This window comes from Microcoleus sp. S13C4, assembly GCF_036700865.1.
Classification (GTDB): Bacteria; Cyanobacteriota; Cyanobacteriia; order Cyanobacteriales; family Microcoleaceae; genus Microcoleus.
The window spans coordinates 13,247-37,849 of the sequence record NZ_JAUBPS010000027.1; the positions used below are offsets into that span (position 1 = coordinate 13,247).

19 protein-coding genes are annotated in these 24,603 nt (G+C 45.1%); 7 read left to right on the forward strand and 12 right to left on the reverse strand.

The window, feature by feature from the left end:
* Positions 1-118: 118 nt before the first annotated feature.
* Positions 119-667: an NUDIX hydrolase gene (locus QT996_RS13625; RefSeq protein ID WP_333047168.1), complete on the reverse strand. Its 549-nt coding sequence runs from the start codon at positions 665-667 to the stop codon at positions 119-121.
* Positions 668-845: 178 nt separating this feature from the next.
* A complete protein-coding gene (folK, locus tag QT996_RS13630) occupies positions 846-1,334 on the reverse strand; it encodes a 2-amino-4-hydroxy-6-hydroxymethyldihydropteridine diphosphokinase (protein WP_333047102.1) in 489 nt (162 codons plus the stop codon).
* Between the two features lie 290 nt (positions 1,335-1,624).
* On the opposite strand from folK, the gene QT996_RS13635 reads away from it, so the two are divergent.
* The gene (locus QT996_RS13635) at positions 1,625-2,092 is read left to right on the forward strand and encodes a hypothetical protein (protein WP_333047103.1); all 468 of its coding nucleotides are present in this window, start codon (positions 1,625-1,627) and stop codon (positions 2,090-2,092) included.
* A gap of 188 nt (positions 2,093-2,280) precedes the next feature.
* Complete coding sequence (locus QT996_RS13640) at positions 2,281-4,632, forward strand: PhoX family phosphatase (RefSeq protein WP_333047105.1); 2,352 nt, start codon at positions 2,281-2,283, stop codon at positions 4,630-4,632.
* A 202-nt stretch (positions 4,633-4,834) separates the two neighbouring features.
* Here QT996_RS13640 and QT996_RS13645 read toward each other — a convergent pair whose 3' ends face one another.
* From QT996_RS13645 to QT996_RS13655, 3 genes are all read right to left on the reverse strand, one after another.
* A complete protein-coding gene (locus QT996_RS13645) occupies positions 4,835-5,398 on the reverse strand; it encodes a Uma2 family endonuclease (protein WP_333047107.1) in 564 nt (187 codons plus the stop codon).
* Between the two features lie 255 nt (positions 5,399-5,653).
* Complete coding sequence (locus QT996_RS13650; protein WP_333047108.1) at positions 5,654-5,887, reverse strand: hypothetical protein; 234 nt, start codon at positions 5,885-5,887, stop codon at positions 5,654-5,656.
* A gap of 252 nt (positions 5,888-6,139) precedes the next feature.
* Positions 6,140-7,702, reverse strand: a complete 1,563-nt coding sequence (locus QT996_RS13655) for a glycoside hydrolase family 75 protein (RefSeq protein WP_333047109.1) — start codon at positions 7,700-7,702, stop codon at positions 6,140-6,142.
* Positions 7,703-8,911: 1,209 nt separating this feature from the next.
* On the opposite strand from QT996_RS13655, the gene QT996_RS13660 reads away from it, so the two are divergent.
* A complete protein-coding gene (locus QT996_RS13660; RefSeq protein ID WP_333047110.1) occupies positions 8,912-10,267 on the forward strand; it encodes an NB-ARC domain-containing protein in 1,356 nt (451 codons plus the stop codon).
* Positions 10,268-10,281: 14 nt separating this feature from the next.
* Here the strand turns inward: QT996_RS13660 and larC are convergent, their stop codons facing one another.
* Positions 10,282-11,682, reverse strand: coding sequence for a nickel pincer cofactor biosynthesis protein LarC (larC, locus tag QT996_RS13665; protein ID WP_333047112.1), 1,401 nt, complete (start codon positions 11,680-11,682; stop codon positions 10,282-10,284).
* 75 nt (positions 11,683-11,757) lie between these two features.
* On the opposite strand from larC, the gene QT996_RS13670 reads away from it, so the two are divergent.
* Positions 11,758-12,423 carry an L-threonylcarbamoyladenylate synthase gene (locus QT996_RS13670; protein WP_333047113.1) on the forward strand — a complete coding sequence of 222 codons (666 nt, stop codon included), beginning with the start codon at positions 11,758-11,760 and terminating at the stop codon, positions 12,421-12,423.
* Positions 12,424-12,492: 69 nt separating this feature from the next.
* On the opposite strand, the gene QT996_RS13675 is transcribed toward QT996_RS13670, so the two are convergent.
* Positions 12,493-12,777 (reverse strand): DUF427 domain-containing protein, encoded by a 285-nt coding sequence (locus tag QT996_RS13675; protein ID WP_333047114.1) that lies wholly within the window; start codon positions 12,775-12,777, stop codon positions 12,493-12,495.
* Between the two features lie 97 nt (positions 12,778-12,874).
* Between QT996_RS13675 and recQ the strand changes: the two genes are divergently transcribed.
* Complete coding sequence (recQ, locus tag QT996_RS13680; RefSeq protein WP_333047115.1) at positions 12,875-15,070, forward strand: DNA helicase RecQ; 2,196 nt, start codon at positions 12,875-12,877, stop codon at positions 15,068-15,070.
* 612 nt (positions 15,071-15,682) lie between these two features.
* On the opposite strand, the gene QT996_RS13685 is transcribed toward recQ, so the two are convergent.
* A complete protein-coding gene (locus QT996_RS13685) occupies positions 15,683-16,423 on the reverse strand; it encodes a peptidylprolyl isomerase (protein ID WP_333047116.1) in 741 nt (246 codons plus the stop codon).
* Positions 16,424-16,508: 85 nt separating this feature from the next.
* Positions 16,509-17,357, reverse strand: a complete 849-nt coding sequence (locus QT996_RS13690; RefSeq protein WP_333047117.1) for a hypothetical protein — start codon at positions 17,355-17,357, stop codon at positions 16,509-16,511.
* 728 nt (positions 17,358-18,085) lie between these two features.
* Between QT996_RS13690 and QT996_RS13695 the strand changes: the two genes are divergently transcribed.
* Both QT996_RS13695 and QT996_RS13700 read left to right on the forward strand, forming a co-directional pair.
* Positions 18,086-18,388 carry a hypothetical protein gene (locus tag QT996_RS13695; protein WP_333047118.1) on the forward strand — a complete coding sequence of 101 codons (303 nt, stop codon included), beginning with the start codon at positions 18,086-18,088 and terminating at the stop codon, positions 18,386-18,388.
* Between the two features lie 279 nt (positions 18,389-18,667).
* Positions 18,668-20,428, forward strand: coding sequence for a DUF4347 domain-containing protein (locus tag QT996_RS13700; RefSeq protein WP_333047120.1), 1,761 nt, complete (start codon positions 18,668-18,670; stop codon positions 20,426-20,428).
* Positions 20,429-20,574: 146 nt separating this feature from the next.
* Here the strand turns inward: QT996_RS13700 and QT996_RS13705 are convergent, their stop codons facing one another.
* The 3 genes from QT996_RS13705 to QT996_RS13715 all read right to left on the reverse strand — a co-directional run bounded on the left by QT996_RS13705 (position 20,575) and on the right by QT996_RS13715 (position 24,461).
* Entirely contained in the window at positions 20,575-21,888 is a 1,314-nt protein-coding gene (locus QT996_RS13705; RefSeq protein WP_333047121.1) for a calcium-binding protein, read from the reverse strand.
* 240 nt (positions 21,889-22,128) lie between these two features.
* Positions 22,129-22,599, reverse strand: a complete 471-nt coding sequence (locus QT996_RS13710) for a HetP family heterocyst commitment protein (protein ID WP_333047122.1) — start codon at positions 22,597-22,599, stop codon at positions 22,129-22,131.
* A 59-nt stretch (positions 22,600-22,658) separates the two neighbouring features.
* Positions 22,659-24,461 (reverse strand): HlyD family efflux transporter periplasmic adaptor subunit, encoded by a 1,803-nt coding sequence (locus tag QT996_RS13715; protein WP_333047123.1) that lies wholly within the window; start codon positions 24,459-24,461, stop codon positions 22,659-22,661.
* Between the last annotated feature and the right edge of the window lie 142 nt (positions 24,462-24,603).

Sequence of the window (24,603 nt, forward strand, 5' to 3'; positions counted from 1 at the left end):
TTAGATTTTAGATTTTACAGTCCTGGACACACCCGGGGTCAAAAACCCGGTTTCTAAGTTAAAATTTATCGGTGTGATGCACGATTATAAGAAACCGGGTTTTTTTCGTCAGTCCTATTTAAGTCAAAAATGGACGGGCTAAGAAAAAGCTAGAAATTGATTTCGCGTCAATTGGTTCCCCAGCTAAAATAGCTTTTTCTAATTCTTCAGGGGTGAATAAAACTGTTTCAAGGTCTTCATCATCGTCTTGTGCTGGCGGCTTTTCCAGTTTTTCCAAATCTTGGGCTAAAAAAGCATAAATGATTTCGTCGGAATAACCGGGGGCAAGAAAAAATTGCCCTAATGTCTGCCATTTTCCAGCGCGATATCCGGTTTCTTCTTCGATTTCGCGTTTGATAGTTTCGGCGGGGCTTTCATTGATTTCGACTGTACCTGCGGGAAATTCTAAAATTCGCCCTTTTGTGGCAAAGCGGTATTGTCGTACCAAGACGAGTTTACCTTCGGGGGTGACGGGAACTGCAAGTGCTCCGCCCGGGTGGCGAATACATTCCCACTCGCCTTCGGAACCGTTGGGAAGACGAAGGGTGGCTACGTCAAAATTAAATTTGCGCCCTTGGTAAAATAGGCGCTGTTTGAGGAGTTGGGGTAGTTCTTGACCGATCGACATAAGCGACAAGCGAATAATGTTAGAGTGCACCGATTTAAGACATCATAGGCGATCTCATAGGATTTTAGATTTTAGATTTTAGATTTTAGATTGGGAATGACTGATAACTATCACAGTTTGCAGCTTACCTACGGTTGCATTTTTTTTATTGGTACGATCCGTGAATTTTGCTCAATTTTTACAGTGGCAATTTTTGCACTCCGGAACAGTCTGCTGTTTGCAGGAGTTGGACGATCGCACTTTTCGTCACCGGATGCACCCAATCCGGGGCAATTTCTGCTAAAGGTACTAATACAAAAGCTCTTTCGGTCATCCGGGGATGAGGTAGAGTCAGTGTCGGAATTTCTAGGATTAAATTGTCGTACAGCAGCAAATCTAGGTCTAGGGTTCTCGGCCCCCATTTTTCTCGGCGAATTCGATTAAATTTTCTCTCAATTTCTAATAAAGTTGCTAGCAATTGTTCGGGTTCTAGTGCAACTTCTAGGATTGCACAGGCGTTGATGTAATCGGGTTGGGGCGGCCCAACGGGGGCGGTTTGATACCAGCTTGAATGGGATTTTATTGCTATTCCTGGGGTGTTGTTGAGGGTTACGATCGCGCTTTTGAGTGTGGCGAGGGAGTCGCCTAAGTTGCTACCGAGGGCGATCGCACATTTTGTTGAGTTCATAAAGAAGGAAGAAGGAAGAAGGAAGAGGGAAGAAGGAAGAAGCAAGAGGAAAGGGGGGATAGGCAAAAGGGAAGAGTAAGGCGGGGCGCGTTTATCGATATCCTTGGATACCTAAAAAGATTTCGGGTTAAACCCGCCCATACAAGTTGTATTTTTGCGGAAATTTCCCCCTCAAGGCTGCATTTTTGGCGCATTATGATAACACAAAATATTATTTTAATCTAAGTTTAACTGGCTGTTAAATTTTATTGACTATCATTGACAAGTGTTAGTATTTAGTTTAAAACATAATGAATTTTTACCTACGCTTATTGTCGGGCCTCATTCTGGCAATTATCAGTTTAACAGCAAGTATATCGATAGCTTTGGGTGAAACCAAAGAGCGCTACCTTACCCTAGATTCGGACGGTAGTCAATCTTTTGCGAGTTTAGTGCAGCAGGCGGAAGATTTAGCGAAAGAGTCGATCGCCCGCGAGTTTCAAGAAAATCCGGCATTAACAGAAGTTACAATCATCATTACAGCCGATCGCAGCCGACAAAGGGTTCCAGTTTTGCGATCCAGAGTATCCCGCCGCGACTGGCACAAAGATGCCAGAATCGAACAGTGGACTAGATATTTTGCCGATGCTCAATTGCTCTTGGGATTCAGAGACGGCAATATTTCGCCCGCAAATTCTGGGTATTCGCAAGTGATTAATGTACCTAGGCCCAGTCGATCGACATCCCGACAAAATGATCCGGGTTTTCGAGATGATTGAAATCGGGCATCGGGCATTGGGCATTGGTAGCAAACAACAAATAACAAACAACAAACAACCAATAACCAATTATTAACCCAAACATCATCCAATTTTAATTAACCTGAAGGTTAACTTTTCTTAATTTAGGAGTGATAGAGTTTCATACGGAATCATCTGATTAGGGATGTTGGTTTGAAAAGGAATTTATGTCTAAAATAACTCGCCGACAACTTCTAATTTTCTTCGGCAGCAGTGCGGCTACCACTGTGCTGGCCCCTCAACTAACTAAAACACTATTCGGCATCAATTCCACCTCCGCCGAAGCTGCTGTAGGGCCACTATCTTTCACTCCGTTAAGACTTCCCCACCCGCTGCCGGTTTATCGAGAATTGTCCAGCTTTATGCCGATCGCCCTAAACGGACAGGGAACCGTGATGGCGGCCTCGCAGAATACTAAATTAACCAGCTACAGCGTTGTTGACGATGTGGTTGTGCCGCCGGAATACGAACGGTATGTGATTCTCCGCTGGGGCGATCGAGTTTTCCCCGATCCAACCGACTATTTCGGCTACAACAACGACTACACAGGCTTTGTAGGCATTCGCGGCAGCAAGGACGACGGTTATCTCTGGGTTAACCACGAGTACGTATCCTTCCCGATGTCGAAAGTGGTGCCGGAAGCGCCGCCCGATGTGGCACCATTTCCAACCACCGATCGCGCCGTACTCGGTATAGACTTATCGGTAAAGAATCAGGCTACCCTTGGCGAATTTCTGTACAATCTCGGCGGTTCGATCGTCCGCATTACCAAACAAGCGAACGGACGGTTTGGGGCGATCGCCGGCGACCCCCTCAACCGCCGTATCCACGGACTTTCCGGCCTCGGAATCAACAGCCAGCGTACCGACAAATACAAAGATGTCACCTCCTGGGGAACCAGACAAGGCGACGACAAATATCTTACAGCCACAGGCCCTGCTGCCACTCAAGTCTTCGCGCAAGTCAACAGCGACGGGCTCGGAAACCGCATCATCGGTACAGCCTACAACTGTTCCGGCGGCACAACCCCGTGGGGCACCATCCTCTCCGCCGAAGAAAACTTCCAAGGTAGCGAACTATTCTTCGTGGGAGTTCAGGAAAACATCAAACCCAACGGCGGCCAAACCGGCTACGCCAAGGGCACTATCGGTGAGGAATTCGGCTTAGTCGGCGAAAAATACGGCTGGATGGTAGAAGTCGATCCCCAAGATCCGAGTTTCCGACCCCGCAAACATACGGCTTTAGGCCGCTTCCGCCACGAAAACGTCGCGATTCGCGCCGAAGCGGGACGCAAGTTAGTAGTGTACATGGGGGACGATCGGCGCGGCGGACACACCTGGAAATTTGTCAGCAACGGTAATGTCACCAATCCCGCAGATAAAACCAACAGCCGATTGTTTGAAGAGGGGGTTTTGTACGTCGCCCAATACAACCGCAACGGTACGGGAAGATGGCTGCCGCTGACAATCAATAGCCAAACCAATCCGGTGAGTCCAAAAAAAGTTGCTGAGGCCGAATTGGCAAGTTTTGGCAAAGCTCAAAGAGATGGAAATACTCGCTTGCCGAAACGCGCGGGAATTGCTGGTCAAACCGAGGACGGCGGTTCTTTTGTAGTAGATACAACTAATGAAGCAACAGCGCTTCCCGGCTACAGAAATAAAACTCTTGCTAATTTCTACAGCAGTCAAGGTGCTGTTTTAGTTGATGCTTTCTTAGCTGCTAATTTGATTGGTGGCACTCCGACGGCGCGGCCGGAAGATTTGGAAGTTAATCCTACTACTAAGGAAGTTTTTATTTCCTATACTGACGGCGCACCGGGAAGCGATGGCTATCCAGATTCTCGCATTTTTACTGTGGCTAAATACACTGCCGGACTCAATAGCACCCAGCAGTCGGGAGGAATTTACAAAATAATTGAAGATAGTCCCGACGGTGCTGGTTTGACTTTCCGCTGGCAGCGTTTTGTCCAAGGCGGAGAAGCCGGTGCAGTAGCTGGGGCAGGATTTGCTAGTGTTGACAATTTGGTTTTTGACCCTCAAGGCAATATTTGGGGCGTGACTGATATGTCTACAAGCACGCACAACGGTTTTGATGTGGGTGCTGCTGGGAAACCGACTGCGATCGACCATACGAAAACAGGAAATGTTTCGGATTTTACCGGTGTTTTCGGCAACAATTGGCTGTTTTATATTCCGACATCGGGGCCGAATGCGGGAAGTGTAGTTCCGTTTGCTTACGGCCCGAATCGGTGCGAAATGACGGGGCCGACTTTTGTGGGAGATACGCTGTTGCTTTCGGTGCAGCATCCTGGGGAAGATTGCCCGATCGATGATGGTACTGTACTTAGTCGGCAAATTGAAATGTTGGATTTAAACGGTGCTGTTTTTAATCAGACTCGTAGTGTTGCTCGCGGCAGTTTGTGGCCAAGTAATATTGAGAATGACAGGCGTCGTTCGCCGATGCCGTCGGTGATTGGAATTCGTCGGGTGCGATCGACTCCAACGGGTCAGTTTGTTTAAATAGGACTTACGCATCGGGGCTCAGAAACTGGGTTTTTACGACTCTGGAGTAAGATTAAATGAACCGCGAGGCACGTGGACGCGAAGAAAGAGAAAGAATAAGATACTGTTCTTTATTCGCGTTCTACGTATCTTCGCGGTTCGTTCAAATAATAAAAAAATCCTAGGATAATTAATATAAAATCCCTTAACAGCGGATTTTCTAAGAAAATTGTACTTGGCGATATAAATCGGAGATCGCAATTTCTAGGTTCACCGATTCTAGTTGCAAGGAATCGCCTAAACCATACTCGGAGAGAACCCATTGCCCCTGTTGATTGCGCCGAAATATCTCTAGTCCGGGCTGTTCAACTTGCACCAAGACATACTCTTGCAGTGTGGAAAATTGGCGATATTTAGCAAATTTAATACCACGATCTGCTGCTTCTGTGGAAGGCGATAAAACTTCGATAATTAAGGAAGGAAATTGCACTACTTGCGGATCGTCATCATGCTCATCACAAGTTACTACAACATCAGGATAAAAATACTTTTGTCCTGGTTCCACTTGGACTTTGACATCGGCGATATACACTTCGCAAGGGCGATCGACAAAGGCATCATCCAGGATTCTGAAGAAATTTCCTGAAATTCGATTGTGATTGCGGGTGCCACCGCTCATGGCGACGACTTCGCCATCCCAATACTCGTACCGCTCTTCTTGGGTGGGTTCCCAAGCCAGGTATTCTTCTGCGCTCATCGATGGGCGATCGGGTAAGGCAACCATAATGCGATCGGGAATCAAGTATGTTTCTAGAATAGCTCGAATCTACCTGTGTAGGCTACAATAAAGTGTAAATATACCTTTTACTCGCAAGAATCAGAAAGTAGGACGATCGCCCTATTTTGTTGTAGGGATTTTTACGTACTTATTATCTGCGGATACAACAGTAATTTTCCCGCCAGAAAGTGACATGGTTTTATAACGCTTTGTAAATTGGTAAGTTGTCGAGGTAGAGGAAAGGGCGATCGCAGTTGAACCTCATCTACGATCACCAGATTTTACAAGCACGTCGGCTGTTTTAAAGGAGAAATGTAAAATTCCATTGCGAGCGAGAGGCATTGCCATTGGTTCCAACAAAGCTTGTGTATCACCAACAAGTAATGTTGGATCTACTGCCCTCAGTGCATCACTTACGGCACTATTTGGATTCGTAGGATCTACCTCAGATAAAGCATCACTCACAGAAGAAGCTGTTTCACTGAACCAACTCATGATTAAATACTCCTTCAATAAATACGACTATGAAAACTCACACGTTATTTGATGATTGAAGCCACCAAGAGCTTTTCAATTACTTCCCTCACTAAAAACTCAAGCCACCTAACTGTTCAAATCAGCGGCGGCAGATAACCTCGAACTCCTCAACAGTGGCTTTCAACCGTCCGCTGCATTTGAGTTGTTAGACCGTCGCTTCCGATACTACATTTGCAGAGCAGGGTCAATGATGAGAAGTAGGTTCTTGAATTATGGCTTGCCACCAAGAGCAGCAAATAATGCTTGCCCTTTAGCCCTTATCAAATCTACAGTTTGTGGTGTACCATCGCCAGAACCAGGAAAGATAATATAGATAACATCTTCATCAATTCCGCTCTGAACAATACCATTAACTAGAGGTTCGTTGCCTAATGAACGTGAAAGAGTAATAGAACCTTCGCCAATCTTATTCGTTGGACCAATATCTGCTAGAACAGCATACTCAATTCGGCTCTTATAGATTACCGCTGCAATATCGCCCAATCTAATTCCGCGTGACTGGAAGAAACCTCCTGGTAATACAAAGTAGGGAATGTTTTCTGCATTAACAGATTGCCTATCAGAATAGCGCAAGCTTGTTTCCGTTTGACCACAACATGGATCAAGTTCCCTGGCACGAGGCGAGCCATCGGCATCAATATCCATATCGCCATCAATATAGAGTTGTCCGCTTGGCAACCGGAAAATGACCTTTCCTCCTAAAAAAGTTTGTGTTACCTGCGTTGCACTACTTAGCAGCGAAGGAATCGAGCCTAAACGACTAACGGACGCAGTTGGTGGTGAGTAACCAGGTGCATTCGGCTGATTAATTAGAAGAATGGTGCGCTCACTATTAGCAACTTGAGTACCATCTTTATCAAAGCCTTTAACAATAATTTTTCGCTGGCCGCCCTGAGTAAACTTATAAGGAACAGCCCAGTTTCCAGCAGCTACAGCAACCTCACCACCAAGATCAAAACGATTTTCTGCCAAAAGCTTGACTGTCTCAATGCCAGTCTCAGCAGTGCCAGTAAAAGCGACAGTATCTCCTAATGAAAACTGTTGTCCTTCAGTAGGAGTGGTAACAGTTATAGCTCTAGCAATCGGTGCACTAGCTCCAAATGCTTTACGAGCAATAGCGTTTAGAAAGTTCAACCATACACTCTTAGATCGTAGGCTGCCACTAATACTTAAGGCGGATAAAGCTTGGCTAACGCCTCGGTCTGTATTGGGACCATAATCACCGTCAATATCATCTGGGTCAGGTAAATTACCCGACCCTATGGAAATACCCATTACATGAACTAAAGCACCTTGAACAAAAGTCACTTTGTTGCGTGCACCTGAATCAAATCCAACTGGCGAGCTATCGTCAATGTGGAAATGATCTCGATGATCGGTATTGAAAAGGTAATTGAGCACTACACCAAAATGTTTTTGGAACACAGCATTAATGCCGAAATAAAACTTTTTGTCCCCGCCTCGGAACCCATCGTCAAATGTTACAAAACTGCGGTTCGACCAGAATATCCCGTCTAGATCAAAGGCACGTCCATCACCATGTAGCCCTGGGTTTTCAGGAACAAATGTACCAGCAGATGCAATAACTTCGGGTTTCCCCAATGGGCAAATTGTCCACAATTCATCAAAGCATAGCTCTAGCTCATCGTAGAATTGTTGTTCAGCAAAAAACTGAAGCGATCGTCCACGAGTTCCGTAGTCTTCTGGTCGGTCTCTGTCGTAGTGAACTGCTACACCAGAAATCTGTGAAAATTTGACATCTGTAGGAGACATATGGAAACCTTCTTGTTTTGTACAGAAACGTTAGATGCGATTAGGATTGAAGTTCTCACAATCAACTGTTCAGCTACTACACATTCATAAATAACTGAGATTCTTTAATGACTAACTTTATCGGCTTGCAGTAGGGATAACGGGTTCAATGTACCGACTATTTGCTCTAGCGAAACATTCGACTTTACCTCGAGAATATCTGGAAGAGTCAGTAACCATAAACCATGGTAAGCCTCGGTTATCTAATTTAGTAGGATTATTATGCTGATCTCTACCTTCAGATGTTTTCACTTGAAAAGTTTCTCTAAATGTCAAAACCTTAACAACATCAAATTCTGTTCCAGAATTACTTCGACAGTTAAGACCGCTAGAGGTTATGACGCGCCATGTGCTGATAACATAGTCTGGCTGGGATGGATAAACTGGGAGTGTTTCTCTAAAGTAATCACCACTTTGATTCTGTGCATAAGTACTAGTTGGAAACATGAGAACTTGCCCTAGGATTAGGAAAAAAACCAAAATACACAATCTAATTTTTTGTGCAGTCACTTCCACATTACCTCCCACATATTTGCAAACAACTCCTTGGGTTGTTCTCAGAAATAAGATTGTCACTGAGCATATAACTCATCGACGACAGAAGAGCTTTCACCCTGGAGGCGGGCTGCGTGAGGTCTAACAATTCGTTTAGTAAAGAGTACGAGACTCATTTATGGCTAACCGGAAAAATTACCGTAAATCTACGGGCTTCACTAAAACTTTGCACATTTGGCGATCTCACTCAACCCTTAACCTCTCGGTTACGCCCAAACAAATAACCCAGCGGTCTAACTTATAATTGTCCCGCAGTTGCAGTACAATACTCTTCCCGATCGGCTTATCCCGCACATCTGCTGTTTAACCCTGAACAGTTTGAATAGGTTGTGCTCTGCCTTAACTCAAAGAATAACCCACTCTCGATCGCCCTGCCGGTGAGAAAAAGTGACAACTTTTTGTAAACTTACGTAAATTCCCTTAAAGGCTGCTAGCAGTCAATCGATTTTAGATGTTAAATTTTAGTTAGATAATAAAATTGACTTCACAGCCTGTACCTGGGGCTTGTAGCCCTATTGATTTCGCTCAATTGTGTAAATTTGTTTTCTTTCCTGAAAAGCAACTCCCACTCATGAAACATCAGTAAATTTACTGAATAGGTCAAATTGGCAAGCTATGAAAGGACAAGAGGCGATCGCCCTAGTTGATAGTCTGTTACAATCCGCAAACAAAAAGCAAAAACTCAATGACATTCAATCCCGCATCTTTCTGGAAACTTGGGAGGGACACTCTTATCAAGAGATAGCCGATCGCTTAGCTTACGAACACGATTATATTAAACACATCGGTTCGCATTTGTGGCGAAATCTCTCTCACATCATCGGCGAAAAAATCTCCAAGCAAAATCTTCAAGCAGTCTTGCGCCGCTACCAGCATTGCAGTGCGGGCATCTTCCACGCTAGCGAAGCAGATAGCAGCACTCAAGATTGGGGAGAAGCGATCGATGTTTCCCAATTTTACAACCGGCAACAGGAACTGGAAACTTTAGAAACTTGGATTAGCGGCAATTCTACTCGTCTGATCGGTATTTTTGGAATTGGCGGTATCGGCAAAACTTCTCTGTCTGTCAAACTCGCCCAGCAAATTCAATCTCAGTTTGAATTCGCGATCTGGCGGAGTTTGCAGCAAGCACCGCCATTAGATGTTATCCTCAGCAATATTTTACCGATTTTAACTGGTTCAGAAGCGACAACAAATAACTCTATTGATGCTCTCATGGAACAGTTGCGGCAAAAACGCTGTTTGTTAATTTTCGACAATCTGGAGTCGATTTTGCAAGGGGGAAATCGCAGCGGACAATATCAACAAGGGTATGAAGATTACCGACAGTTATTGGCGCGCATTGCTGACGAACCGCACCAAAGTTGTGTGATTTTAACCGGAAGAGAACAACCGGGCGGGTTTGCTGTGCGATCGGGGGAAAATTTACCAGTGCGATCGCTCAAACTCTTCGGAGTTTCACCGCCAGTATGCCAGCAAATCCTCGCGGCCAAAGGATTAAAGGCAACGCTATTGCAGTGTCAAGATATTGTCAACTACTTTGGTGGCAATCCCCTCGCCCTCAAACTTGCTGCAACGAGTATTAAAACACTTTTTGGTGGTGATATTCACGCATTTTTAGTGCAAGGAAATACTGTTTTTAGCGATTTGTGGGATTTGCTCGATCACCAGTTCGATCGCTTATCTCCCCTGCAACAAAAAATTATGTACTGGCTGGCAATTAACCAAGAAGGAGCGACTCCTGCGAAGTTAAAAGCTGAAATTTTGCCCAAAGTTTCTGCAAGGCAACTGATGGAAGCATTGGAGGGGCTGGCTGAACGATCGCTCATTGAAGATCGGCGATCGCCCGACAATACCGCATCGACAAGTTTAACGCTACAGCCTGCGATCGTCGAGTATGTCAGAGAACGCTTACTCCAAAATGCTGAGCAAGAAATGATGACAAACAAACTTAGCTTATTGAAAGCTTAAGCCTTGGTGATTTATTAAGTGCGATCGTACCAACTTTGCAGCGCCAAACGGTGAACTTCGCGCCAGCTAATATTTTTAAGTCTGGCAATTTCCGCGCAATCTTCGTATTCCGGCTGCACGTTAACAATCGTTTGTCCAGACTTCGCAACTTTTATTTGCACTTCGCCGTATTCTGTTTGAACTATCTGGATTTCCCGGTGCAAAATAGTTCTCTGTTGAGTCGATCGCCTAATTCCCAGAGTAGTAGTCTCGCGAAAGATCACAGCTTCGCAAGCATCCTGAAATTCTGGATGACAAATCGCAGTTAACAAAACCCCCAGCCGCGACTTCTTCATCACAATTGGGGCAGTAAAAACATCCAGAGCTCCGGCGGCAAACAAAGCATCAAAAACATAGCCGATCGCCTGCGGACTCAAATCATCAATTTGCGTTTCCAGTACCGTAATAGTTTCTATCGAATTGGGCATTGGGAATTGGTTAAATACTTCCTTCTCCCCTATTCCTTCTTCCTTCTTCCCTCTTCCCTCTTCCTTCTGACTTCTGACTTCTGCCTTCTCCCCAATCCAGAGGCGCAAAATATTAGGAATTGCCAGCATCCGAGAACCTGCACCCAAACCGATCGCCTGAATTTGCATCGGCGGTGGCGGGCCGAAAGCGGAGGCGAGAGTACAGGCGATCGCAGTTCCCGTAGGAGTACACAATTCGCGATCGAGCCCGTTGCTATAAACCGGGACTCGGTGCGTTTCCCACAACCGCATCACCGCTGGTGTCGGCACCGCTAACTTACCGTGGGCAGCCTTCACCGTACCCCCACCAGTCGGCATCGCCGAAAAGTAAAACTCCTGAATATCTAACCAATCCAAACCCAAACAAGTACCCACAATATCAATAATTGCATCCGTCGCCCCCACCTCGTGAAAGTGAACCTCGCTTGGGGGGATACCGTGTACGGCAGCTTCTGCCTCTGCTAATTTGCCAAATACGGCCAAACTCCAGGCTTCCACGCGCGGAGGCAATTTTGCAGAGACGATGATCTGCTCAATTTCGGGCAAGTGGCGGTGATGAGTGTCGCTAATTTCTGCATCTTCTTCCCCGTGACTGTGAGAATGTTCCTCACCGTGATGATGGTGGTGGCGGGCGTCGAAAGTCGGGGATTCCGTTTGCGAGGGATCGAGTTCGGTAGCGGGATTTTCTGGTTTTAACGACAAATCCGCAGCTAAATCCACATAAAATTTAGTTGCTTGTTGAGTATTCCGGTGGACTAATTCCGTCCGCAACTGGTACTCTGTCGAAATGCCGAGCAAATTGAGTTTTTCGATTAGGTATTCTAAAGGAACGCCGGCGTGGACGAGAGCTCCGATGCACATATCGCCAGCAATGCCGGTGGGACAGTCAAAATAAGCTATTTTATTCATTGTTAACAATTAATTTTTCGCATTGATTGTTTCACTCGATATTTCGATCGCCCACTTAGCCTGCAATATCTTAACATGGCAACTATTTACGAAGTGCATCCAGTTGCACCCCAAAGAGACCGGATCGAGAAAATTAAAAAAGCTCTGAAAGATGGGGCAGTGATGCTTTATCCGACTGATACAGTTTACGCGATCGGCTGCGATATCAACTCCAAGTCTGCTGTAGAACGAGTCAGGAAGATCAAGCAACTATCCAATGATAAGCCTTTAACGTTCTTGTGTTCGTCTCTGTCAAATATCACCGACTACGCTGCCGTCAGCGATGAAGCATACAGAATTATCAAGCGATTAATTCCCGGATCTTACACATTTCTGCTGCCAGCTACCAAGTTAGTGCCACGGTTGGTAATGAACCCAAAACGCAAAACCACGGGAATTCGCGTTCCCGACCACCCGCTTTGTTTTACACTGGTGGAAGCTTTGGGAAATCCAATTATTTCAACATCTGCTCACATTACCACGGACGATGAAGGTAAAGCACCAGTGCCTGCAGCAACAACAGAAAGCTTTGGCAAAGCTGAACTATTTGACAGTTTTTCAAAGTTAGTGGATGTCATTGTCGATGACGGTTCCGATCCGGGATATCAAGTTTCTACCATTCTCGATTTGACAGAAAGCGAACCGATTGTTGTTCGTCGCGGTTTGGGATGGGAAGCTGTCGCCGTTTGGGAAAAAGATTAAATTTTAAAGGGGCGGGTTTTGTGGCTAATTAGCACAAAATCCGCCCCAAAATTTTAAGTCAAAACTGCTTTAAGCCTCTACCTTAACTCCTTTCCAAAAAGCAATATATCCGGCAATATTTTTAGCAGCTTCTTTCGGAGTAGGATAGTACCAAGCAGCATCTTTATTAACTTGTCCGCCGACTTCGACACTGTAGTAACTAGCAACACCTTTCCAACCGCAAGTAGTGTGAGTGCTGCTGTCCTTGAAATACTCACGGTTGATGGCATCGGCGGGGAAATAATAGTTATTGTCTACAATTTCGCACTTGTCGCTCTCGGCCAAAACGGCACCATTCCAAATTGCTTTCGGCATCAGTTTCTCTGCTTAAATTGAGATTCTCAATTATTGTAACTGTATTTGTGCTCAAAAGGCATAGAATAGTTGAGAAGCCAACAACCAACTACTGCAAATGTCAGCGTCGAATCCGCCCATATCTTCTGTGCCGCTGTCCCTGGAACAAGCTCTCAAACATTTTTTTGGCTATGACTCTTTCCGCCCGGGGCAGCAGGAAATTGTCGAAGCTGCTTTACAAAAACGGGATATGATGATTGTCATGCCGACAGGCGGTGGCAAGTCTTTGTGTTTTCAATTACCGGCACTGTTGAAACCGGGATTGACAGTGGTTGTGTCGCCGTTAATTGCTCTGATGCAAGACCAGGTGGAAGCTTTGCAGGATAATGGAATTGGGGCGACTTTTCTCAATAGCACTTTGAGCTCTCAGGAAACGCGATCGCGCGAAACAGCAATTCTCGAAGGTAAGATTAAATTGCTCTACGTTGCACCCGAACGCTTGCTCGGTGAGAGATTTTTACCGTTTTTAGATATAGTAGCAAATAAGTTAGGAATTTCGGCATTTGCGATCGACGAAGCCCACTGCGTTTCGGAATGGGGGCACGACTTTCGACCAGAATACAGGCAAATGCAACGAGTGCGCGATCGATATCCCGACATTCCCATTATGGGACTAACCGCCACCGCCACCGAGCGCGTCCGCCAAGACATCATCCAGCAGCTAACTCTGCGAAATCCCTACATCCACGTCGCCAGCTTCAACCGCCCCAATTTATACTACGAAGTCCGCCCCAAAACCAAGCACAGTTTTGCCGAAGTTTTGCAAATCATCAAAAAAAAAGGCGGTTCGGGAATTATCTATTGCCTCAGCCGCAAAAAAGTTGACGACGTTGCCTCAAAATTGCAACAAAGCGGCATCCAAGCCTTACCATACCACGCTGGCATGAACGATGTCGATCGCACAACCAATCAAACCCGCTTCATTCGCGACGACGTGCAAGTAATGGTAGCAACAGTTGCCTTCGGTATGGGAATTAACAAACCCGACGTGCGGTTTGTAATTCACTACGACTTGCCCAAGAATCTCGAAGGATACTATCAAGAATCCGGCCGCGCAGGCCGAGACAACGAACCAGCCCATTGCAGCTTATTTTTCGGCTACGGCGATGTCAAAACCATCGACTACATCATCGAGCAAAAACCCGACCCCCAAGAACAACGAATTGCCCGCCAACAGTTGCGCCGAGTAATCAACTATGCAGAATCCAGCGATTGCCGTCGCACAATCCAGTTAAGTTACTTTGGCGATTCCTTCCCCGGAAACTGCGGTACTTGCGATAACTGTTGCAACCAAAAACCAGTCGAAGATTGGACGATTGAGGCAATGAAATTTCTTTCTTGCGTCGCCCGATGCCAAGAAAAATTCGGCATGAATCATATTATTGATGTGCTGCGCGGTTCAAAAAATCAAAAAATATTGCAATACCAGCACCACCAACTTTCTACTTACGGAATTGGCAAAGATAGAAGTGCTGATGAATGGAAAAAGTTGAGTCGTTCGCTGTTAAATCAAGGTTTTTTAGACGAAAAAACAGACGGCTTTCCCATTTTGAAACTGAATGAAAAAAGTTGGGAAATCATGAAACGTCAGCGCACAGTTGAAATCGCCATTGAACCGCAGCGGGAAGTACAGGGGAAAGTTCGGTCTTTGGCAGTAGAAGTCGAAGGTTTATTTACCATACTGCGGACGCTACGCAAACAAATTGCTGACGAACAATTTGTGCCTCCTTACGTAGTTTTTGCAGATAAAAGCTTGCGAGACATGGCAGAAAAACGCCCGCAAAACCTCAGAGAATTTGAGGATGTTTACGGCGTTGGCAGCAACAAGCGAGATAAGTACGGTAAGGTTTTCTTGGAGGCTATTCGCAATTTTTGCCAAGAACAAGGATTGTCAAGTGGTGCTGCATCTTCTGAGGTCGCTAATCTTCCCAATCTTTCCAACGTTGCGTCTTATTCGCAGATGCAAACCTGGGAATTATACCGACAAGGTTTGACAGTTCAAGGAATAGCCAATGCGCGGGGGATGAGTCCTAATACTATTTCGGGGCATCTGATAGAATTGATGGAAATGGGCAGGGAAGTTGATATAAATTTATTGGTTGAATCGGAACGCCAGCAGGCGATAGTGTACGCTCTTGAAGTTATGGGGGATGAGAAACTGAGAGCCATTTATGATTTTTTGGAAGAACGTTATACGTTTGAGGAAATTAAGTTTGTGCGCGCTTGGTGGCGGCAAAATTATGTAGGTTTTTAACCGCAGAGGTAGGCAGAGGAACGCTGATGGACGCAGATAATTAATAGATAGGAGGGAAAAATGATAATTTAAAAAGTAGCTTTTTGGGATAATATATTAGAGGAGCGTTTTTAACCGATACATTTTTTCCATTGGGCTTTGCTAGCTGGCCTATATGGGGTTGGCAAAACTCAAATTTAAAAAGTAATTTTAAGAGCGCTATAAGTCAGTAAAATTGGGTTAGCTAAGTGTGTCATTGTTCGCTATTTTTCGCGCATTGGGGACGTTACTAAGAAACCCCCAAGCAATCACCGAGACTTTCTTCAGTTCTCTATTTTTTTGAGCGGCGAAGGCGCGATCAATTACATTTTTAACTGAACCTTATTGAGCTATAAGCACCTCGTAAAACCACTTTTTATCTAAGTAGTAGAGTGCGTGAGAGGGAGCAATATTAAAATCCACACGCATGAGACTATTTACGCTCACGCACCGCCCCAATGATTGAATAATATTGATGCAGCCGGAAGCGATATTAGGTCTCTCTGTTCACCCAGAAGCACCCTAAATTTTAGCATTGTATGTGGTTGAGGCAAAATTATATATATGGGTTTTTGAGGGCGAGAAATTATGTTTCTACGCTTTAGAAGTGTACAATAAATAGTTGAGCTCATTAGCCAACCATTCCTTAAACAGATTGTGCAATATTTCTTGATACCGTTCAGGGGTTAATTCCGCCGGGAGAAACTTTTCAACCAGGAACAAGTGATGTCCTAGCTCTGTTTCAATTGGACGAATCACTTCTCCGGGTTGAGCGCTAAATACGGCGACGGCTATGTCTGGTTTTAAACCCCACCGATAAACTTTGCCTTCGCAACCGCATAAATGCCGACGATTTTCGTCAATATCGTAAAGGTGAGCGGCATCAAAAAAGCTGATTTCTCCTTCTTGAATTTGATAAAATAGTTCCTGAGCAAGCTGCGGGTTGGCAACAACTATTTGATAAAGAATTATTTGGTCGAATTGCAATTTGTTTTGAACAAAAATCTTTTCTACTTCTTTGCTAAACAAGTGTTCGGCTAGTTTTTGCATGAGGAGCCGATCGCGAATCCCTGCCTCTAAATCTTCTACAGAAATCATCTGATCGACCAGCCAAGCAATCGTATCCGCCGCTTTCTCCAAACGCTTCTCGCGGCGGAGTTGGTCGCCCACAGCTTGAATTTCGTCGGGAGTCACAGTTAACCCCCGTTCGCGGGCGGCTTTCTCAATAACTTTTTTCTGCAAAACCTTTTGACTAAAGGTTTTTAATTGCATCTCTTGTCTGAGTTGTTCGATGATTTCACTTGATTCAATCAATGGCTCGTAAAAGTCTTTCATCTTTCTATCTCAACCTATATAAATTTATTAACTTCATCCCCGGACGCTTCCTGCTGGGTAGTTGGTGTTAACGGTTAATGGTTAGCTACAAGATGTCATTTGGCAAACTAATAAAATTAGCATTGCTCAAAGTTGTTGCACCCGCTGCGTTAACTGTTCCCAAAACAACAGCTAAAATTCGATCGCCATTATTGGAACTAAACTTGACCAGAGTGGCGTCGGCCGTACCGTCACCATCCGTATCAAACGCGACGAGTGTCAAGTCTGTTACCGAAATTCCCCCTATCAGCTCAATTTTATCGCCTTGAGCGGGATTGAAATCAACGACTCGATCTGCTAACAATGGATTAGCTGCTGCACTTGCTGTTTCGGGTCTAAATGCAAAGGTATCAGCGCCGCTACCTCCAATCAATGTATCAGCGTCGAAGTCGCCACAAAGAAAATCGTCGCCGTTGCAGCCCATCAGCAAATCCTGACCTTTTCCTCCCCGCAAAGTGTCGTTTTCATCGGCTCCATCGATCGCATCGTCACCTCTGTTACCTATGACAATATCGTCGCCGCTTCCTGCAAAAATTTGATCGCTCCCGCTACCGCAAATAATGACATCGCTATCGCTGGTTCCCAGCCACTGTTCGCCGCCGTTGCTGTCGTAGGTCGGAGGAGCAACAGAAGAAGTGGAAGCTTCTGCGCTCCCGCTGCTAGAGGTAGCTCCTGCAGCGTAGGTTGTCTCAGTGCTGGTACTGCTTCCTGTAGGGGAAGTGGCTGTCGCACTGCTGGTGCTGCCGGCGCCGCTGTTATCTACGAAGGCACTAGATTTGCTGGAACTGCTGCTGCCGGCACCAGGGTTATTTGTCAGCGAATTTAAGGTGCTTAAACTATTGCTATTTCCCACAGTATTTAAGGGATCAGCAGCTAGTGAATCTAAGGTCGGCATCGCGATTGCTCTCCTTTTATCTATAAAGACGAAAAGCAGTTGCGTGAATAGAGACACTGCCAATTTCAAATAAAAATGTATGATTTTGAAGACTGTGAAACAATTGGTCTTGCCTTCAGATTAAAGACTGAAATGTTTTTAATAAATGAACCTTGAACCATCCCTAAATTAGGGTGGAACAAAACTGTTACAAACCCAATCTGGGCGATGGCGATCGGCATTGCTTGCCAATGGCATTTGATTTAGCCATCACCATCACCCTCAAAATGTCTGTTTAAATTTAAACAGCACCTTCCTTTCGATGTATCTAAATATATCTGGACTCATTAGAGCTGTGTTGCCAATTTGGCAGATTTGTTTGAAATTATAGAGTTGCTGTGGGATATGGTTGCATCCAATGGATGCGGAGTCATCGGGGGTGCAGGGCGAACCCCGGCTCGCACTTAATCTCAAAAAAAAATCATAAATCTGCCAAATTGGCAACACAGGTGGGAAAAGCCTAGCTATCTTAAGGACATCGAAGGAAACAAAGTTGTTCAGCCAAAACAGAAAATATTTCTGCCAAATTGGCAACACAATCATTGTTAGAATTTGATAAATTGATGAGATAAAAATCAAATTGTTACCGAAAAAAGCTTCTGCCAAAATGGCCACACAAATACCACAAAGCAAGCTAAGTTAGGTGACGGGAAAACAACAACTCACTCATTTTAACAAGGAGCAAGACCATGATTATTTCTGACCTGAATTACTTGGAAGTCGTTTCAGAATCTACTGCCGTTCAAGGTGGTTTCAGCGAATATGATAGCGTTTCTATCAACTTCAACACCACAAATACATTCTCGACATCTGTCAACAGCCCAAAAACCTACAGCAACAGTGCTGCTGCTGGTGCTAAAGGTGTAGCCAATAATAACACTTGGTTCCCTACTTACAGCTACACAAAAGCTGATACCCTGGCTGTAGCGGATTACTTGGGTGGTTCTTTCTCTGGCAGCACTTCCGTTGCTGTGATCAATGGCGTTCATTAATAAGCTTACTGGTTATAGGTAATGGCACTTAGGTGAATGTTATCTATGACCCTTCAAGCATTCAATTTCACTCTAAACAGATAACAAAAATTAAAATTTTGTTATCTGTTTATAATTAGCAACGGTTTGAAATTACATAAAATCCGGTCTGCCATTTGATTTTGGTTTGTGAAACTCAGAGTAGGGACATTTATCCCGATATCTTACTACTTAAATTGGAGATTTCATAAAATTCAATAAACAATCAGTAAAATTCTGATCAAAGAGGAATCAGTATATATGGAAATATGGCGTTCTGCTGACAATTCAGCACTTTCTGGTATTCCCGCGACCTCCAGTGCGATTGCTTATTTAGGGGGAACTGGAGAGGAGCAGTTCAGCACCCTTAGACAAACTTCTAAGTCTTCCAACATTGCTTTCATTGACTCCACTGTTGATGACTATCAAGACTTAGTTAAGGGTGTGCAGAACACAGATATATGGGTACTCGATCCATTACAAGATGAAATAACTCAGATTACCCAAGTTCTATCAGGTCTCAGTGGTATTAAGAGTTTGTCTATCTTCTCTCATGGTAGCGATGGGCATTTACAACTCGGAGCGACAGATATCAATCTAAATAACTTGGGTAACTATGCCGATGAGCTGACCAATTGGAGAGGAGCCCTAACCGAAGATGCGGACATTCTGCTTTATGGCTGCAATCTGGCAGCTAGTACAGCGGGGCAAGACTTTGTGCAAGAAATTGACCAGTTAACTGGAGCCGATGTAGGAGCTTCTAAAGACCTGACAGGTAGCGCATCTGTGAAGGGAAACTGGAACTTGGAATTTTCGACTGGGGCGATAGAAAACCCTGACATTTTGCAATCCTGGGCACAGGAAGGTTACAATCACGCGCTGGCAACGTTTTCAGTGACCAATACCAATGACAGTGGTGCTGGCTCATTGCGTCAGGCAATTTTGGATGGCAATGCCGGTGCTGGTGCTGATACGATCAACTTTACAGGAGTGATGGCTGATACTACTCCAGATACCATTACCCTGACAGGTGGGCAACTGCAAATCAGCGGCGATGTCACGATTAATGGTGGGGGGGCAAGTCTGCTCACGATTAGTGGCAATAATGCTAGCCGCGTGTTTCAGGTAGACCCCAACGTAAATGCAACCATTGTAGGAGTCACCATTGCTAACGGCAAGGCTTCTGATGTTGGTGGTGGTATTTTCAACTATGGCGGTTCTCTAGGACTCTTCAACAGTACGCTTAACAATAACGTTGCACAAGCTGGCGGTGGGATATACAACTATTATGGCGGTATGTTGGTGAACGGTGGCACCTTTAACAACAACATTGCGACCTCTGCTCAAGGTGGTGGAATTTACAACCTGGGTGGTCTGGAGGCAAGAAACAGCACCTTTAACACCAACCAGGCACAATCTGACGGAGGTGGAATTTACAATGCTGGTGGTGCTTCCCTGACAGTAGACAACGATACATTCTCCAAGAATACGGCGGGACGCTTCGGGGGTGGCATCCATAACAGTGGTGGAGCCACTGTAACTGTGACTACCAGTCTGATTAACGATGGCACCGCAGGTATCCTCGGTGGCGGTATTTCCAACTTCGGCACAATAGTTTCTCTGGACAACACGCTGATTCGAGGCAACAAGGGAACGAGTAGTGGTGGCGCTGCCGGTGGTGTGTTTAATGGCGGAACTGCCAATATAACGAACACCAGCATCCTGAACAATTCCACAGCAGGACAAGGTGGCGGTATCTATAATGACACAGGCGCTACCCTAACCCTGAGAGCCAATAGCTTGGTCTCTGGGAACAGGGCAGCCAACGGTGGTGGAATTTACAACCTCGGCACAGCCAGAGTTGGAAACAGCACCATGATCTCCAACCGACTCACATCCTCTAGTGGAACCGGCCCTGATGTTTGGGGTAACTACATCAGCGAGGGCTTCAATACGGTCTACAAGACTGCTGGCAGTACAGGCTTTAGTGCTGCCAACGGAGATACTGTGATTTTTGGCTAAATGGTCGAAATATTAAGTTAGTCACCGGAATTGACAGCGATCAAAATAGAGGGCTTCCTAGCTGAGGAAGCCCTCTATTTTGGCTGTTAATTTCATTCTAGGACAGAAGCACTCTGTTGGCAAAAGCCCCTCATTTGGATGCCTCTTTAAGAAAACATGAAATTCTTGGCACTGAGTTGAGTTAATTTCACACCTTCCAAGAGAACTTTTCCACCAGAACTAGAACTTAAAAGAGTACCATCTTGGGTATCGCTGATCTGGAATGGTGATGTCGCGCTCCCCCCCAACAAATCTGAGGCATTAATCGTACCCCATCCCTGCAATCCAATCTGATCTTTATCAGCTTTGAAGTTCTTGATAATATCTAACTCCCCTAGGAGCAAGCTATCACGATTGTGGAACAGAAAGAAATCGTTGCCCTCATTGCCCCTCATCACATCATTGCCAACACCACCAACCAACGTATCATTACCTGCACCAGCACTCAGGGTATCATTACCATCGCTGCCATAAAGTTTATCATTTCCGTCACCACCGTCCAACCGATCATTGCCTGAACTGCCTTCAAGGATATCATCGCCTCCTTCTCCAGTGATTTGATCGTCTCCCAGGCTGCCATATATTTTGTCTGCGCTGTTGGTTCCTTTTAGTTGACGATCGCCATCTTCGCCTTTAGTTTTTTTTCCGTCTGCGTCTTTAGTTCCATCTATTTTATCATTCCAAATTGTACCATAGATGACATCTGAACCCAGTTTTCCGATTAAAGTATCTTGCTTAAATTTAGTGTCACTGGTATTCAGTTCCACTATGGTGATGTTGAGATTGCGGTTAAACTGCCTCTGATAACTGCCAATAGCCGCGTTTGTGACCAAATCTATGCCATTGTTGCCATCAATATCAGTATTTTTCTGCTGATTAGTAATGGTAACGTTGCGGCTAGAACCCAACTTCAGATCGCCGATTTGGTCAGAAGAGATTAACTTCCCGTTTATGCCAAAATAATCTAATACTTTCGGCTTTTTGGCATCGGAGGTGTCTAACACAATGAAAGATGTTTTACCCTTAGCCCAGTTATATTCAGCATTAGGATTATCAATTTCTTTTGCTTGTATCTGTAACTCGGCTGCAAAATCGAAAGAGAAAGTTTGATTTTTTGATACAGAAAAACTAGCAATTACTTTCGCTTCACTACTAGAACTTCCCTGAGCTGTGCCAAGAGCAATTACAGCACTGTCAGTAAAGAGAGCAGAGAAACTTTGGTCATTGCTAAAAACAGCTTGGGCATCAGCAATAGCAGCAGATACCCCACCTTTGACTAACGTATCTGCCTCGGTGGCAGTCAAAGTTCCTGAAGCCGTTTGACTATAGTGGGAAAAAACAGCCCCTCCTGTAGCACGAGCATAGTTAGGGTTAGGATTATCAAAGGGATAACTTGGTTGTAAAAATAGAGTATTTGCCATAATATTATGTGTTTGTGATTCCCACAAGTTCAGTTTTTACCATAATAAATCAAGATATTTAGTGGGTGTTGCCATTTTGGCATTTTTAATTTTAATCAGGACTTATTTTGGGGATAATAATTTAATAGCATCCACTCCTAATGTTGTGTGCCTACTGAAAAACCCGATCGCCCGCGGTGAGTCAACCAAAAAATTGGTACACCCAACGCCCGCAATCGGGTTGTCGGTCAATCGACTAAATTACTTACCCGCCCAATTAAACCAGCGCCTCTTAAAGCCAGCACAAAATCCTTGACTTGGAATTGGCAAATACTCAACCTTCGGCATCGAGAGATATTGCCCTTCCTTGACTTCAAGTCCAAAACCTCTGGTATCTGAGTGCAACTCGCTAAAAGCCTCAGTTACATAACCCCCTCGAACTCCGGCTCGTTTTTCCCTAACCACTTCCACATAATCTAAATCAGCAATTCTGCCCAATGCAGGCTTAGTTTCGGATTTACTCGACTTGCTGATTTGACTGTTTTCCTTAAGCAAACGGTTGGAAGTACGGTAAGGGATATAGTCGAGGGGGTTGTAACCCGTGGACCGCAAAAGTAAAAAACAAGCCCAAGAATACTTTCCTGCCAGGATGGCTGAAATTATCTCATCCAATTGTTCTGGTTTGATTCCAACTTGGGAATGCTTGGCAGAATTGTGGAATTGCGAATTCATTATTTTATCCTGTTTTGTGTATATAGAGTGACAAAAGACAACAACCACTTAACTAAGTTCTACAAACTCATGCCGCCTTTTTGTAGCTGCTTGAGAGGGTCAAGCAAAACGTCGGCTATGCTGCGCTGGCGGATGACAATTTCTGCAGTAGCTGTCTGGCCAGCTTTGAGTTTCCAGGTTTGATTTTGGGCTTTCACTGAGTCTCGATCGATACTCACTTCCACCAGGTAGAAAACACCCAATCGCTCGTCAGTTTTGGCATCGGGCGAAATAGATAAAACTTTTCCCGGAATCACGCCGTAATTTTGATAAGGAAAAGCATCGAATTTGACTTGCACCGGCATTCCGGTTTTGACAAATCCCGCTTCTCGGTTCGGCAAACTGACTTCCAGCACCAGAGGAGCCTGATTCGGAGTCATTTCTGCAATAGTTTGACCCGGTTGAACTACTTCGCCGGTGTTGTGAATGTTGAGTGCGGAAATCACTCCGCTTACGGGTGCGTAGAGAAATCTTTGTTTGAGCTTATTTTTTGCTTGATCGAGCAGGGTTTGGGTTTCAGCAATTTTGGATTTGACTTGATTTAATTCTATTTCCAACTGCTGAATTTTTTGCTCTTTTTCTAACTGCGTTTGGCGCGCTGCGGCTTGTTTGCTGGCGGCTTCGGCTTGCAGTCGATCGACTTCTGCCAGTTGTTGGGCTAATTCACCTTGGGTTCTAGAAATGGCGCTACTGCGATCGCGCAAATTTTGCTCGACTTCAAACAACCTTTCCTTAACCCCAGTTGCATCAGACAGTTGACTCCTGATCGCAGCACTTTGTCTGTCCCGAACGGTTTGCTCAACCTCAAAGGCGCGATCGTCAGCCTGAGTTGTCTCCCCCAATTGGCTTCTAATCACGGCATTTTCGCTTTCCCGCAGAGCTTCCTCAGCTTGAAACAATACGTCTTTTGACAGCGCTCCTTCATCTACCAAAGGTTTGAGCCGCGCTATCCGCTCTTTGTGAGCCGCCACTTTTGCTTGCAATTGTGTCAGCAAGTCTTGACTCTTATTTTGCAGCGGTTTCACGCGATCGCGCCTGGCCTCTTGAGACGTGACATCAATTTGCAGTTGCGACAACAGAGTTTGTGCCTGCTTTTCCAGAGGTTTGAGCTGTTGCTTGCGCCCTTGCTGAGACACTAAATCTGCTTGCAATTGCTCGATTTGAGACTGTGTGGTGGCGGCTGAAGCGCGAGCACGGGCGATCGCAGCTTCAGCCCCCCGCTGGTCTGCAGCAGCAATAGCTTGGCTCGCTTCAACTTCCAGTCGAGTTCTCTCGATCGAACTCATCTCTTGCACCAATTGAATCCGATAAGCGTCCAGAATTTTATCAAGACGCTCCACCTCGCTCTGGGCATTCGACGGGTCTAATTCGGCTAATAATTGTCCAGCTTTGATTTTTTGACCTTCTTTGATAGGGAGGTTAATTATTTTTCCCGTCTCCGTCGGGTGAATTTTGTAAACAGCGCCTTTGGGAACTAATTTGCCCTGAGCATGACCAACCTCGTCAATTTTTCCCAAAGTAGCCCACGCTCCAAAAGCTACGGAAAAAACCATTCCTCCTAATATCAAACGCTGCGGAAAAGATACTGGTGGCTGGTCGAGTACCGAGTGCAAAGAAGTAGACCAATTATTCGCCTCAGGCTGGCGTAACTTGGCAATATTGATACCGTCATTAGTTTGAGAGGATCGCTTTTGAGGTTCGACTACTTCTAAAGAGCGGTCTTTTTTTCGGGCTTCGTTTTCTTGCCTTGAAGCTACGCCCCCATAGACTTCACCTATTTCGTTAGGAGCAGCGCCTAATTCTTGCTCATCTTGTGAAACCATTATCCTTACTCCCCACTTGTAATTTTAAAAAATTGGTAATTAGAAATTGGTAATTGGCAATCGGAAATTGGGACTCGGTAATTAGTAAATTCGATTTGAGATTTGAGAGGGGAAAATTCAAAAATCCGTTACCTCGATTCAA